Annotated in this window: 12 protein-coding genes; 4 read left to right on the top strand and 8 right to left on the bottom strand. The window is 59.1% G+C overall.

Features of this window, described 5'->3' with window-relative positions; translation table 11 throughout:
• Positions 1 to 30: 30 nt before the first annotated feature.
• The 3 genes from AC6I8F_RS15445 to dgt form a co-directional block, all read right to left on the bottom strand.
• A complete protein-coding gene (locus AC6I8F_RS15445; RefSeq protein WP_021507495.1) occupies positions 31 to 1188 on the bottom strand; it encodes a CdaR family transcriptional regulator in 1158 nt (385 codons plus the stop codon).
• A gap of 200 nt (positions 1189 to 1388) precedes the next feature.
• Complete coding sequence (degP, locus tag AC6I8F_RS15450; RefSeq protein WP_058759526.1) at positions 1389 to 2828, bottom strand: serine endoprotease DegP; 1440 nt, start codon at positions 2826 to 2828, stop codon at positions 1389 to 1391.
• A 136-nt stretch (positions 2829 to 2964) separates the two neighbouring features.
• Complete coding sequence (dgt, locus tag AC6I8F_RS15455; protein ID WP_058770587.1) at positions 2965 to 4458, bottom strand: dGTPase; 1494 nt, start codon at positions 4456 to 4458, stop codon at positions 2965 to 2967.
• Between the two features lie 98 nt (positions 4459 to 4556).
• Here dgt and mtnN point away from each other — a divergent pair, with 98 nt between their 5' ends.
• From mtnN to AC6I8F_RS15470, 3 genes are all read left to right on the top strand, one after another.
• Entirely contained in the window at positions 4557 to 5255 is a 699-nt protein-coding gene (mtnN, locus tag AC6I8F_RS15460; RefSeq protein WP_021507498.1) for a 5'-methylthioadenosine/S-adenosylhomocysteine nucleosidase, read from the top strand.
• Entirely contained in the window at positions 5248 to 6054 is an 807-nt protein-coding gene (gene btuF, locus AC6I8F_RS15465; RefSeq protein ID WP_238561166.1) for a vitamin B12 ABC transporter substrate-binding protein BtuF, read from the top strand. Before mtnN ends, btuF begins: the two co-directional genes overlap by 8 nt.
• Positions 6055 to 6160: 106 nt before the next feature.
• Positions 6161 to 6412, top strand: a complete 252-nt coding sequence (locus AC6I8F_RS15470; protein ID WP_021507500.1) for a hypothetical protein — start codon at positions 6161 to 6163, stop codon at positions 6410 to 6412.
• A gap of 33 nt (positions 6413 to 6445) precedes the next feature.
• Here AC6I8F_RS15470 and erpA read toward each other — a convergent pair whose 3' ends face one another.
• Positions 6446 to 6793 (bottom strand): iron-sulfur cluster insertion protein ErpA, encoded by a 348-nt coding sequence (gene erpA / locus AC6I8F_RS15475; RefSeq protein ID WP_021507501.1) that lies wholly within the window; start codon positions 6791 to 6793, stop codon positions 6446 to 6448.
• Between the two features lie 221 nt (positions 6794 to 7014).
• Between erpA and hemL the strand changes: the two genes are divergently transcribed.
• Entirely contained in the window at positions 7015 to 8295 is a 1281-nt protein-coding gene (hemL, locus tag AC6I8F_RS15480; protein ID WP_021507502.1) for a glutamate-1-semialdehyde 2,1-aminomutase, read from the top strand.
• Positions 8296 to 8330: 35 nt separating this feature from the next.
• Here hemL and fhuB read toward each other — a convergent pair whose 3' ends face one another.
• The 4 genes from fhuB to fhuA are packed head-to-tail and all read right to left on the bottom strand — an operon-like array spanning position 8331 to position 14247.
• Complete coding sequence (fhuB, locus tag AC6I8F_RS15485; protein WP_288423375.1) at positions 8331 to 10307, bottom strand: Fe(3+)-hydroxamate ABC transporter permease FhuB; 1977 nt, start codon at positions 10305 to 10307, stop codon at positions 8331 to 8333.
• The gene (gene fhuD, locus AC6I8F_RS15490; protein ID WP_150360716.1) at positions 10307 to 11185 is read right to left on the bottom strand and encodes a Fe(3+)-hydroxamate ABC transporter substrate-binding protein FhuD; all 879 of its coding nucleotides are present in this window, start codon (positions 11183 to 11185) and stop codon (positions 10307 to 10309) included. The genes fhuB and fhuD overlap by 1 nt, the downstream gene beginning before the upstream one ends.
• 9 nt (positions 11186 to 11194) lie before the next feature.
• Positions 11195 to 11989 carry a Fe3+-hydroxamate ABC transporter ATP-binding protein FhuC gene (gene fhuC / locus AC6I8F_RS15495; protein WP_058759520.1) on the bottom strand — a complete coding sequence of 265 codons (795 nt, stop codon included), beginning with the start codon at positions 11987 to 11989 and terminating at the stop codon, positions 11195 to 11197.
• A gap of 44 nt (positions 11990 to 12033) precedes the next feature.
• A complete protein-coding gene (fhuA, locus tag AC6I8F_RS15500; RefSeq protein ID WP_222951267.1) occupies positions 12034 to 14247 on the bottom strand; it encodes a ferrichrome porin FhuA in 2214 nt (737 codons plus the stop codon).
• Between the last annotated feature and the right edge of the window lie 205 nt (positions 14248 to 14452).

Raw genomic sequence — 14452 nt, forward strand, 5'->3', positions numbered from 1 at the left:
ACTTCTCAGGCCAGCCATTGCTGGCCTTTTTTATGCCTGCTCATCAAGCTGCAGCGCCACATACAGCAGCAGCCGATCGTCAAAGTTCGCCAGGTTGAGGCCGGTCAGTTCCGAGATGCGGTTCAGGCGGTACTCCAGCGTATTACGATGAATAAACAGCGCACGCGCTGTGGCGCTCGGCTGCACGTTATGACTGAACCACGCAACCAGCGTGCGCCGCAGCAAACCGTTATTGTCCATACTTTTCAGCTTTGCCAGCGGACGTGCCAGCTCGCTGGCCTGCCAGCCGCCGCGCAGGCTATCCAGGAGTACAGGCAGCACCAGATCCTGATAGAAGAAGCTCCGCTGCTGCGGCATGCGCTGTTTGCCCACCATCATGGTGGTGCGGGCGGTGCGATAAGAGCGCGCAATGCTGCCGGGCCCGGTAAAGAAATTGCCGAGCGCGATGCGCATCCGCACCTGACCGCTCTCTTTCATGCGCTGCAGCAATTGATCGACGCGGCGGCGATGATCGTCCTGATCGTAACGGCCATGGGCATTCAGCGCTGGCTTCAGCACCACCATTTCGGTGAGCGAAACAATGGCGATCAGGTTGTCGCGATCGGGCGTGGTCAGCAGCGTCTGTAATTGCTGCAGCTCCGACATCGCGCTATCGACCCCCAGCTGTCCGCTGTCCACTTCCACCACCGCCACCACGCGCGGCTGATTGAGATCGATGCCCAGTCGCTGCGCCCATTCGTTCAGCGCTGGCGACAGCGTATCGCTGCGGATCAGGTTCAGCACCAGCTCCTCACGCAGGCGGCTGTCCTGCGCCAGCATATGCAGCAGGCGCGCCTGTTCCAGCATCATCTCTGCCGTCATGCACACCAGCTCGCCGTAATGGCGTAACGTGCTGGGCTGGCCGGTGAGGCCAATCACGCCGACGATGTCGCCGTCAATGCGCAGCGGTAAATTGATGCCCGGCCGCACGCCGTGCAGGTGTTTAGCCACCGCTTCGTCAATATCAACCACCCTGCCCTGTGACAGCACCAGCAGCGCGCCCTCGTGCAATTCGCCAATACGCTCGCGATCGCCACTGCCAATAATGCGGCCGCGCGCATCCATCACATTGACATTGCTATCGATAATTTTCATGGTGCGGGCAACGATATCCTGAGCCAGTCGCGCATCAAGATGATAGGTGGCCATCAAACACTCCAGAATTCGGGACGAACCGACAGAATACGCATCCCGATTGCCCCTGGCATTGTGCAACTGCACATAGCCGCAGGGCGATTACCGGAATTGCGGCAGCGGTCACACTGGGAAGGCACAGATGACTGGGGCGCAGCAGCATACAGGCAATAAAAAAGGCGAGCCGAAGCTCGCCTGAGAGACCAATACAAGGATTACTGCATCAGCAGATAGAGGCTGCTGTCGCCGCGCTTGACGTTGAGCGCCAGCACCGACGGTTTGGTGTCGAGGATTTTACGCAGCTCGCCAAGGTTGCTTACCGCCTGCTGGTTCACACCGAGGATCACATCGCCTTTCTTCAGGCCGATACGTGCCGCTGCGCTGCCGGCTTTCACGCTGTCAACGCGCACGCCCTTCTGGCCGTTGCTGTCGACGTTGCTGAGATCGGCGCCTTCAATGCCGGTGTAAATCGTCGCGGACTGCACTTTATCCTGTGAGCTCTGCTGCAGCTCAACCGTCACGTTGAGCGGTTTGCCGTCGCGCAGCAGGCCCAGCTGCAGTTTGGTGCCGACCGGCAGCGAGCCGACTTCCGCACGCAGCGCCGCAAAGCTGGTCAGCGCTTTACCGTTCATAGAGACCACCACATCGCCCGCTTTCACGCCGGCTTTCGCCGCCGCGGAGTTTGGCAGCACCTGGCTGACAAAGGCGCCGCGCTGCGCATCCACTTTCATCGCTTTAGCCAGCTCGGAGTTGAGCTCGGTGCCCATAATGCCCAGCTCGCCGCGTTTCACCTGGCCATACTCCACCATCTGCGCGGTCAGGTTTTTCACCATGGAACTCGGGATGGCAAAGCCGATACCGATGTTGCCACCGTCCGGTGCGAGGATCGCGGTGTTAATACCGATCAGCTCGCCGTTCAGGTTAACCAGCGCACCGCCGGAGTTGCCGCGGTTGATGGCGGCATCGGTCTGGATAAAGTTTTCGTAATTTTCGACGTTAAGGCCGCTGCGCCCCAGCGCCGAGACGATGCCGGACGTGACCGTTTCGCCCAGGCCGTACGGGTTACCGATGGCCACGGTGTAATCACCGACGCGCAGATTGTCGGAGTCTGCGATCTTAATTGCCGTCAGGTTTTTCGCATCCTGCAGCTGGATCAGCGCGATGTCAGACTGCGGATCTTTGCCGATGACCTTAGCATCGTAGCGACGGCCATCGCTCAGCTGTACCTGAATTTTGGTGGCGTTATCTACCACGTGGTTGTTGGTAACCACATAGCCTTTGTCGGCGTTGATGATTACCCCAGAACCCAGCGCGCGGAACTGCTGCTTCTGCGCGTTGGCGCCATCGTCGCTACCGTCACCGCCGCCGCCCTGGCACATGGGTGAACCCTGGAACGGCGATCCGTCCTGACAGAACGGGGAATTATCGCCAAAGAATTGCTGGAACTGCTGCGGCATGCGCGGGGTTTTCACCGTGGTGCTGCCTTCCACGCTGATACTGACCACGGAAGGCATCACTTTTTCCAGCATGGGTGCCAGGCTGGGCAATTGCTGACTGGAGGAAGACGCTGTCTCCGCCGCGAAAACACTGACAGGGCTTAACGCCATGCCCAGACTAAGCGCCAGCGCACTTAACATTAATGTGCTTTTTTTCATTCGTCTGTGTCTCTCTGAAATTAACGTGCAGACCATTGCTGTGGTCGTGATGATGAGATTAAGTTTTTAGCGCGAAGTTCCTGATAAAGTATTGGGCAAAGGTAAAAATTTATTCTTCGTCTTTACAAAACTGCGCTTATTCCACCGCCATCAACCGACGATACTCATCCCAGGCGTAATTGTCCGTCATCCCGCTGATATAGTCCTGAATCAGCCGCGAGCGATAATAACGTTCCCATAACAATCGCTGATATTTATGCTGCACCACCAGGTTACGCATCTGTTGCTGATAAGCTTTACGATGTTTACCGGAAAGTTTATGAAACAGTCGGGTTTCGATCGGATGTTTCGCGAGAAAATCCTCATTCATTAACGTGGTAAACTGTTCATAATCGAGCTGCATCAGCGACTGATAAATTTCCAGTAATCCTTTAATGACCCGATAACCCTGTAATTCCAGCTGCTCAACTTCAGGGTGATTAAACACCTGCTGGCGCGCCACAGTTTTAAATAATTTTAACAGACGCCCTTCATCACCGTCATCTTCCAGCAGCGCATGGTTAAAGCTGCCGGCAAAAATGGCAGGTAAATTATCAACAAAGCGGCGCACCGCATGGCTGACCAGTACACTCTGGACGTTAACCCGCAGCGACATGAAAAATTGATCGCTAATACTGCGACGCTTTTTCTGATTGGCCTCTTTCCACGCTTCATTAATGGTGCGGCTGAACGCGTCGCCGGGTTTCACCGGACCCCAGGCGTTGAGCAAAGAATGATAGAGCGTATCGACGGTGAAGATGTCTTTTTCAACGGCGTCATCAAGGTCGGCAATACAATAGGAGATATCGTCAGCCGCTTCCATTATCCAGGTCAGCGGATAACGGTGGTGCTCAGGTATATCCGTTGCCGCGCGGAGATCGGCCACATATTCACGCTCGGATAAATAGAAACCCGGCTTTTTCATTAACACGCTGAACTCCGCCGGCTTATCGCCCTGCCACCACGCCGGCGCGGTGTATTTTAAAATACACGCCACCTGCGCATAGCTAAGATTTAGCTGCAGCAGGGTATGTACCAGACGAATGGCCTGCGCATTCCCTTCGAAATGGCACAAATCCTGACGAATCATTGCATTTAACCGGTCGAAATCGGCACGCTGCGCGTCATCCGCCACGCCCGCCACCAGCGGATCCACCAGTTCGGCCGGCAGGTTGTCATCAAACCAGTCATTGATCGCCGCTTCACCAAAATGGCCAAACGGCGGGTTGCCGACGTCGTGCAGCAGGCAGGCCATCTCCACCAGGCTCTCGACCGCGCCTTCAAAGCCATCGAGGCCGTAAGCCGCCAGCCCGCCGCCCTGGGTTTTCAGCGTATGCAGAATCTCTTTGGTGATGTAACGCCCGGTTTGCTGCACCTCAAGCGAATGGGTCAGGCGCGAGCGCACGGCCGCATTCCGCTCCAGCGGAAACACCTGGGTTTTTTGTTGCAGACGGCGAATCGCGGCAGAATTAATAATGCGTCCACGATCGCTTTCAAAGTGGCGGGTAATAAAGTATTCGCCTTCGGGATCTTTGCGACTGGTATAAGGGCGGGTGAAACTGATCTTCTTCCTGAAATTGATCGTCGCCATTGTTACCCCTTATTTTTTCCTGAATTGATCCCCATTGAGCCATGTTAGACTATGCCTCACTTTAGCCTTATACATCCATAACTACAGCGAGATTCTTTATGAAAGCAGGCATTATTGGCGCGATGGAGCAGGAAGTCACACTGCTGCGTGACAAAATTGAAAACCGTCAGACGCTGACGCTGGCCGGCTGCGAAATTTACACCGGTACGCTCAACGGCGTTGAGGTGGCTCTGCTGAAATCGGGCATCGGCAAAACCGCGGCGGCGCTCGGTACCACGCTGCTGCTGGAGCTGTGCAAACCGGATCTGGTGATCAACACCGGTTCCGCAGGGGGTCTGGCGCCAACCCTGCAGGTGGGCGATATCGTGGTGTCCGATGAAGTGCGTTATCACGATGCCGATGTCACCGCTTTTGGCTATGAGCCTGGTCAGATGGCGGGCTGCCCGGCGGCGTTTGTCGCGGACAGTGCGCTGATTGCCGCCGCAGAGCAGGTGATCAAACAGCTGGATCTCAACGCGGTGCGCGGTCTGGTGGTCAGCGGTGACGCCTTTATCAATGGCGCCGCGCCGCTGGAGCGTATCCGCAGCACCTTCCCGCAGGCGATTGCGGTAGAGATGGAAGCCACGGCGATTGGTCACGTTTGCCATCAGTTTAAGGTGCCGTTCGTGGTGGTACGCGCTATTTCTGACGTGGCCGATAAAGCGTCGCATCTGAGTTTCGAAGAGTTCCTCAGCGTGGCGGCTAAACAGTCGTCGCTGATGGTGGAAAACCTGCTGGCTCAGCTGGCGCGTGGCTAAATATCTGCTGCTCGGGCTGTGGCTGCTGTGCCACAGTCTGCTGGCCGCACCGCGCGTCATTACCCTGTCGCCGCATCTCACCGAACTGGCGTTTGCCGCCGGCATCACGCCGGTGGCGGTGAGCGCCTGGTCAGACTATCCCGCCGCTGCTCGCCAGCTGGAGCAGGTGGCGAACTGGCAGGGCATTCGCGTTGAACGCATTGTGCAGCTCAGACCGGATGTGGTGCTGGCCTGGCGCGGCGGCAATCCGCTGCGCCAGGTGGAGCAGCTGCAGCGTCTGGGCATCCATGTGGAATGGATCGATCCGCAATCACTCGATCAGATGATTAACGCGCTGGCGGCGCTGCAGCGCTGGAGCCCACAGCCCCAGCGGGCCACAGCGGCCGCACAGGCGTTACACCAGCAGCTGCAGACGCTGCGTCAGCGCTATCAGCAGCAAACGCCGGTGCCGCTGTTTTTGCAGTTTGGCCAGCAGCCGCTGTTTACCGCCGCGCGCAGCACGCTGCAGAATGAGGTTATCACCCTGTGCGGCGGTCGCAATATCTTTGCTGACAGCAGCGTAAGCTGGCCTCAGGTGAGCCGGGAACAGGTGCTGACGCGGCACCCGCAGGCGATTGTCACTGGCGGTGATGCCAGCCGCGCCGCCAGCGTCGCGCGCTTCTGGCAGCCGCAGCTTAACGTACCGGTGATTGCGCTTAACGATGACTGGCTGAGCCGGCCGGGTCCGCGCCTGCTGCTGGCAGCAAAACAATTATGCGAAGCTTTACATCCGACGAAAAATAAAGCATTACCAGACTAAAGATTCGACGATTCATGTCGAAAATCAAATAACAAGGCACAGCGGCCACGTATGCTCTGTGCCCTTTTAGCGCGTAGCGCACTTTTGACATCACCAGGATTTCACCATGACCAGAGCGCTGCTGCTGGCCATAGGGCTGATCGTGGCTGCACCGATCGGTGCGGCAACCACCACGGGCTCTATCGCCGTCTCGCTGACGATCTTCTCCCGCTGCGATATCTCACGCCCGAGTGAGCAGACGCTGCCGTCTGTTGACTGCGGCCGGCATTTCAGCGCGCAGCCGCGCGTGACACAAAGCGTACTGAACCGCGATGCGTTGCGCCGTGAAACGGCTCGCTTAGTGACAATTGAGTGGTAAATCATGGCTGCCAGAACGGCAGCCAGCCCAGCATCAGATGCTGAAAGAGGAGCCGCAGCCGCAGGTGGTTTTGGCGTTGGGATTGGTCACGATAAAGCGGGAACCTTCCAGACCTTCGGTGTAGTCAACCGATCCACCCACCAGATACTGCAGGCTCATCGGGTCAACTACCAGCGCCACACCCTGCTTCTCGATGGTCATGTCGCCGTCATTCATTTGATCGTCAAAAGTAAAACCATACTGGAAGCCACTGCAGCCCCCGCCGGTGATATATACGCGCAGTTTCAGCGCCGGATTCTCTTCATCCGCAATCAGGTTTTTTACTTTTTTCGCTGCTGCATCGGTGAACTGCAGAGGCAGCGCGGCTACGTCGTCACTCATCTTTTACTCCGGGTAAACGTCCAGGTCAGAAAACGACCTCAATTTCGCTATTATCTGCCAGCCGTCCAGTGCAATCAAGTAGCGCCCTTGACACTGTGTGCCGCCAGTTATGGCATAAAGTATAGCAATGTCGCAGGCGCAAGCGGCCGCGCGCCTTTCTTCACCGGCCGCTCTTCCGTAGAATGGCGCCAGATTTTTTCCAGAACAGCAGGAGCCGAACCATGAGTAAGTCAGAAAACCTGTATGCCGAAGCACAACGCCTGATCCCGGGCGGCGTGAACTCCCCGGTGCGTGCCTTTACCGGTGTGGGCGGCGTGCCGCTGTTCATCGAACGCGCCGACGGTGCCTATCTGTATGATGCCGATGGCAAAGCCTATATTGATTACGTCGGCTCCTGGGGACCGATGGTGCTGGGCCACAATAACGCCACCATACGCAATGCGGTGATCGAAGCCGCCGCGCGCGGCCTGAGTTTTGGCGCGCCGACCGAGATGGAAGTGAAGATGGCCGAGCTGGTGTGCGAGCTGGTGCCGAGCATGGACATGGTGCGTATGGTTAACTCCGGCACCGAAGCCACCATGAGCGCCATCCGCCTGGCGCGCGGTTTCACCCAGCGTGACAAAATCATCAAATTTGAGGGCTGCTACCACGGCCACGCTGACTGCCTGCTGGTGAAAGCCGGTTCCGGTGCGCTGACCCTCGGCCAGCCCAACTCGCCGGGCGTGCCGGCGGATTTCGCCCGTCACACCCTGACCTGCACCTATAACGATCTCGACTCGGTGCGCGCGGCGTTTGAGCAGTATCCGCAAGAGATCGCCTGTATCATCGTCGAACCGGTGGCAGGCAACATGAACTGCATCCCGCCGCAGCCGGAATTCCTGCCGGGCCTGCGTGCGCTGTGTGATGAGTTTGGCGCGCTGCTGATTATTGATGAAGTGATGACCGGCTTCCGCGTGGCGCTGGGCGGTGCCCAGGCTTATTACGACGTTACGCCAGACCTGACCTGCCTCGGCAAGATCATCGGCGGCGGTATGCCGGTTGGTGCCTTTGGCGGCCGCCGCGAAGTGATGGCCGCGCTGGCCCCCACCGGCCCGGTTTATCAGGCGGGCACGCTGTCCGGCAACCCGATTGCCATGGCCGCCGGTTTTGCCTGCCTGTCGCAGATTGCGCAGCCTGGCACCCATGCGACCTTAACCGCACTCACCGACCAGCTGTGTGCTGGCCTGCTGGCGGCGGCAGAGGCGGAAAATATCCCGCTGGTGGTGAACCACGTCGGTGGCATGTTCGGTATTTTCTTCACCGACGCCGACAGCGTGACCTGCTACGCCGACGTGACAAAGTGCGATGTGGAGCGCTTTAAGCGTTTCTTCCATCTGATGCTGCAGGAAGGTGTTTACCTCGCGCCATCGGCCTATGAGGCCGGCTTTATGTCACTGGCGCACAGCCAGGAAGATATTCAGCGCACCGTCGATGCCGCCCGCCGCTGCTTCGCGCAGCTGTAAACCTGCCGGGGCGCCATTCATAGCGCCCCGCTTCACTAAGCGCGCCTTAGCAGCCAGATAAAATACGGCGCGCCGAAGAAGGTCGCCATCAGGCCTGCCGGGATTTGATCCGGGAAGGCCAGCATGCGGCCGCACCAGTCGGCGAACACCAGCAGGCCCCCGCCGAGCAGGCCAGCCATCAGCAATTGCGGCAGCGCGCGACGGAAGCCGAGCATGCGCACAATATGCGGCGCCATCAGGCCAATAAAACTCAGCGGACCGATAGTGAGCGTCGCGGTGGCGGTCAGCGCGGCCGCCAGCAACAGCAGGCCGAAGCGCGATCGGTTCAGCGCCATGCCGGCTGAGCGCGCCGTGGCACTGCCGAGCGGCAGCAGCGTCAGCCAGCGGCTGGCCAGCGGTGCCAGCGCCACCAGTATCATGCCCACGACAGCACTCTGCAGCGCCTGCGTCATTGAGATGTTGTACGTCGAGCCGGAAATCCAGCTCAGCAGCCCGGCCATGCGCGGATCGCCGCTCGCCAGCAACACCATCAGTAACGTGACGAACGCACTGTTCAGCGCCATTCCGGCCAGCAGCATGCGTTCCGGTGCAAAACCGCCGCGGCTGGCCACCAGCATAATCACCAGCAGCGTCAGCGCGGCGCCCAGCACGCCGGCAGGCAGCAGCCAGGCGACCGCGTTGCCGGGCACAAAGAACAGCATAACCACCACCCCGCAGGCCGCTCCGGAGCTGATGCCCAGCACTTCCGGACTGGCCATTGGATTACCGGTCAGGCGCTGAATCAGCACCCCGGCGACGCCCAGCATCGTGCCGACCACCAACGCCGCCAGCACGCGCGGCACGCGCCACGGCAGCAGCTGTTGCAGCATATCGCCGCTGACCCACGTCCAGCCGTGTGCGTCGCGTCCAAACGCAATGCCTGCCAGACTGCACAGCGCCAGAATCATCACGCCCGCCAGGCACCAGCGCAGCACGGCCTGCCGCTCCTGCGGCACTGTGTCGCCGGCATTCATCGCCGGCGGCAGCGAGCCCGTGCGCAGACGCGGCAGCAGCCACAGCAGAATCGGCACGCCAATCAGCGCGGTAGCCGTTCCGGTTGACACTTCACGCCAGTGCGCGGTCAGCCACAGCACGCACTGATCGGCCAGCCACAGCAGCAGTGCGCCAATCAGCGGCGCCAGCAGCAAGCGGCTAAGCAGACGACGCGCCCCCAGCATCTTCGCCAGCAGCGGCGCGAACAGCCCGATAAAGCCGATGATGCCGGCGACGTTAACCAGCTGCGCACTGAGCAGGATCGCCAGCGCCAGCGCGGCAATGCGCGCCGCCGACAGCGCCAGACCGAGGTTTTTTGCCACGCCATCATCCAGCCCCATCAACGTCAGCGGACGCAACAGCGCCAGCGCCAGTGCGAACGCCAGCAGCAGGCGCGGCCACAGCAGCGCCACGTTGCGGCCGTCGAGCTGGTTCAGCGCGCCGGTGCTCCACAGAAACATGTTTTGCAGCTGATCGTGATTGAAGATGGCAAAGATTTGATTAACCGCGCCGGCATACAGGCTCAGTACCAGACCGGCCAGGATCAGCGTCACCGGCGACAGACGCTTGCCCCAGGCGATGCCAAACACCAGCACGCCGACCAGCACCGCCCCGCCCATTGCGGCAAACTGCTGCGTCAGCTCCCCGCCCGGCAGCTGCCACAGGGTGGCGACGGTCAGGCCAAGCTGCGCGCCGGAAGAGATGCCCAGCGTGGTCGGCTCCGCCAGCGGATTGCGCAGCACCTGCTGGAACAGCAGGCCCGCGAGGCCAAGTCCGGCCCCGACCAGCAGCGCCAGCGCCAGCCGCGACAGCAGGCTGTAGTGGAACACCACCTGACGGATGTTATCGATATCCGGCGCAAACATCGCCTGCTGCCACTGCGCCAGCGGCAGCGCCTGGCGCAGGTTGATAAACGTGAGCGCCAGCGCCAGTAAACTGAGCACGCTGAGCAGCGCGACGGGAAACAGACGGTTGCGCATCAGTGCGACTCCAGCGCGCGTTCCAGCACGCGAATAAATTTGATGGCTGAGTAAGTGGCGCCGTAGTACCACACCGCCGGCACCCGCCGGAAACGGCCGGAACGGACAAACGGCAGCGCCTGCCACAGTGCGCTTTGCGTCACCTGCTGCATATCGCGTTCGTTATCGTGATCGAAGCAGATCACCTCAACGTCACCGACCTCCGCCAGCCGCTCCAGCCCGACCACCGCACTGCCCCAGAAGTTGGTTTCGCCCTGCCAGGCATTGCGCAGGCCAAGCTGCTCCATCACTTCGAGGAACAGGCTGCCTTTACCGAAGGTAATGGCGTGACGCGGATCCATCAGCGACATCAGCAGCAGCGGACGCTGCGCCCACGGACGTAACCGCTCACGCGCGGCAGCCACTTCACCATCCACCCAGTGCAAATGGGCCTGTGCCTGCGCTTCAAGGCCAAGCCGGGCACCCAGCGCATGCAGCGATGTGCGCGCAGTGGTGAACGGTTTGCCATCGCCGCTGTTGAGGTCAAAGCCCATTGTCGGCGCAATGCGCTCCAGCTTATCGACCGCCGGGCCGTAACCGTTGGAGTGCAGGATCAGCGACGGTGCCAGCTGGGTCATCAGTTCCAGATTGGGTTCGGTGCGTAAGCCGAGATCGAGAGTGCCGGCCGGCAAGACCGGGTCACCCACCCAGATGGCGTAGTTGTGCAGATCGGCCACGCCGAGCGGGGCGACGCCGAGCGCCATCAGCAACTCCACCGGCAGCCACTCCAGCGCCAGGATGCGCTGGCTGTCCGGCGGCGCGGCGCGCAGCGGTGCAAGGTTCATCAGCGGTGAGAGCGCCAGCGCGGTCAGCAGACGGCGACGGGAAATGTCGAACATCACAAGGCCTCAGTAGACAAAACTGACGGGCGCGCCGCCCTGCGGATGCGGCAGAATGCCCATCGGAATGCCATAAATATCACCCAGCACCCCGGCCTGCATAATCGCTTCCGGTCCGCCTTCGGCGATCACTTCGCCCGCGCGCAGCGCCACCAGCTGGTCACAGTAGCGAGCCGCCATGTTGAGATCGTGCAGTACCGCTATCACCGTCAGGCCGCGTTCGTGGCTGAGGCGCTGAATCAGCGCCAGCACATCAACCTGATGGGCGATATCCAGCGCCGAGGTGGGTTCATCCAGCAGCAGACAGCGGCTGTTCTGCGCCACCAGCATCGCCAGCCACGCACGCTGCCGCTCGCCGCCGGACAGGCTGTCCACCAGCCGCCCGGCGAAGGGTTTCAGTCCAACCAGCGCAATCGCCTCGTCTACCCGATCGCGATCTTCCTGGCCGTAGCGCCCCAGCGCACCGTGCCACGGATAGCGCCCAATCGCCACCAGCTCGCGCACCGTCATGCCCTCCGCCGCAGGCAGCTGCTGCGGCAGATAGGCCACCTGTCGTGCAAAAGCTTTACTGCTCCAGGTATCAACCGCCTCACCGTTGAGCATCACGCGCCCTTCGCTGGCGGCATGGTGACGGCCGAGCATCTTCAGCAGCGTGGATTTACCGGAACCGTTATGCCCGATCAGCGCGGTGACTTTGCCCGGAGCGAAAGTCAGCGACAGCGGATGCAGCAGCGTGCGGCCGGGCACACGGAAGCTGACGTTTTCCAGTGAAAAGGTGGTTTCTGCGTGGTGCGGATGCTGCATGATAATCCCTGGTTAACGGGCGCCACAGCGCCCTGTGTTCAGTATCAGAAGCGGAAGGTGGCGGTACCGACGATCTGGCGCTCTGCGCCCCAGTAGCAGGCGTAGTCGCGGTAGCAGCTGGCAACGTATTCGCGATCGAACAGGTTGTTGATGTTGACGCCGACGGTTGAGCCCGGCAAGCCGAAGCGGCCCAGATCATATTTCAGTGCGGCATCTACAGTGGTGTAGGCGGCGACGTCAAAGTTCTGGTTGGATTTCGCTCCGTTCTGGATTGACTCTTCATACAATCCTTTGCTTTCACCGGTATAGCGAACACCAGCACCGATGGTAAATCCAGACAGCGCCGTTTCATGGAAGGTATAATCTGTCCAAAGCGATGCCATATGCTTCGGCACCTGAACCGGTGTTCTGCCTTTTAAAGTCGTATCATGCGTATATTCTGCATCTGTGTACGCATATGCAGCTGTCACATTAACATTCGCGTTGACCGCCGCTTTCGCTTCGAATTCAATACCACGCGATCGAATTTCACCGCTCTGCACGCTAAATGACGAATTAGACGGATCGACAGTTAAATTCTTATCCTTGGTGATTTGATAAACCGAAGCAGTAATGACAATTGGCCGATCTTTAGGTACGTATTTTACGCCAGCTTCATACTGCTTAGCGCGGGAAGGATCGAAAGCCTTACCGGTTGAGGTCGTTCCGGACGTTGGAATAAAGGACTCGCTGTAACTGAAATAAGGTGCAATACCATTATCAAACACATAGTTCAGACCACCACGCCAGGTAAATGCCTGATCGTGATTCTTATCCTCGACATCACCGTTACGATTTAACGCTGATGTCATTGCGTAGTCATAGCGGCCTCCCAGCGTCAGGACCCACCTATTCCACTCCATTTGATCCTGCGTGTATAAGCCAGTCTGTTCCTGTTTATTCAGATATTGATATAAGTAAGGTGCACCAACCAGACTATCGTTACCGTACTGTGGATTGACTATGCTTATTGGCGTTGCGCCCGTAAATATTGCATCAATATCATTTCGGGTACGCTGGTAATCAACACCTACTAAAACAGTATGTTCAACAGCGCCAGTGGCAAATTTTGCCTGCGCCTGAGTATCAACAGCAAACTGGTTAAGTTTCTCTTTCGAACCAGCATACATCCTATTGATTTCCAGCGTTGCTGGATTAAAAGTTCGGCCATAAATACTGCGATAATCGGTCTGCATTTCGGCATAGCGCAGATTCTGGCGCACCGTCCAGGTATCGTTAAAGCTGTGCTCAAAGTTGTAGCCAACCATTTTGGTGTTGCGCGAGATCTTATTGCTGTCTTCGCCTTCATCAAAATTGGTGGGCAGCTTATAGCTGCTGCCGTCCGGCCGGGTGATGCCCACCACAGTGCCTTCGCGCGGCAGCCAGCCGTAATAGCCGGTTTCCGGTTCGTTCTGGAAGTAGGTCAGCAGGTCAAAGCGGGTATTGGCATCGGGACGCCAGCTGAACGAAGGCGCAAGGGTATAGCGCTTCTCTTTGTTCATCTCCTGTTGCGCATCGGCGCTGCGCGCCAGGCCGGTCAGGCGATAGCTGTAAACACCGTCATCATCCAGTGAGCCGCCAAAATCGAAGCCGGTGGAGAACAGGTTGTCGGTGCCCATCTGGAACTGGACTTCACGCAGCGTCTCCTGGGTCGGCCGCTTGCTCACCAGTGACACCACACCGCCCGGGTTGCTCTTACCGTACAGCACCGACACCGGGCCGCGCAGCAGCTCCGCGCGCTCAAGGAAGTAAGGATCGATAGCGAATTCGGAGTAGTTGTCACCCTGTAGCTTCAGGCCATCGAGATACTGATTGGTGTTGGTTTCGCTGAAGCCGCGAATCGACAGCGCGTCGATAACGTCCGAGCTGCCGCGGTTACCGGTCAGCACGCCTGGCGTGTAATTGAACGCACCTTTGACGCTGGTCACCGCATGCATTGACATCTCTTCCTGCGTCACCACCGACACCGACTGCGGATTCTTCTCGATTGGCGTATCGGTTTTGGTGCCGGTCGCGCTGTGTTTAGCGGCGATGGTCGGCGACGGTCCCCATGCGCTCTCCTGCGCGACGCCGCTGCCGCCATCAGCCGTCACCACCACGGTATCTTCGGCCAGCGCCTGCATGCTGAGGGTGCCCAGAGTCAGGGAAATCAATAACGCGAGCGGTCGACGGGTGGTCACCGCGCGCAGAGAACAAGGAAAAGTGTTTCGCGCATTCATAGTGGGATCTCATGAAAATAGAACAATGCAGGCGAATGGAAACGAGAATGATTATTAGACGCACGGATTTTAGGCGAAACCCGGCAAGCACCGCAAGATGTAATGCCTGATGGCGGTGAGTTTGCCAGCGGATCGCACATATCCATGATCGCGGCTAAAAAAATGGCGGGCAAAGAAAAAGGCGCCGCAGCGCCAGAGGGAGTTA

Source organism: gamma proteobacterium symbiont of Axiagastus rosmarus, assembly GCF_059730925.1.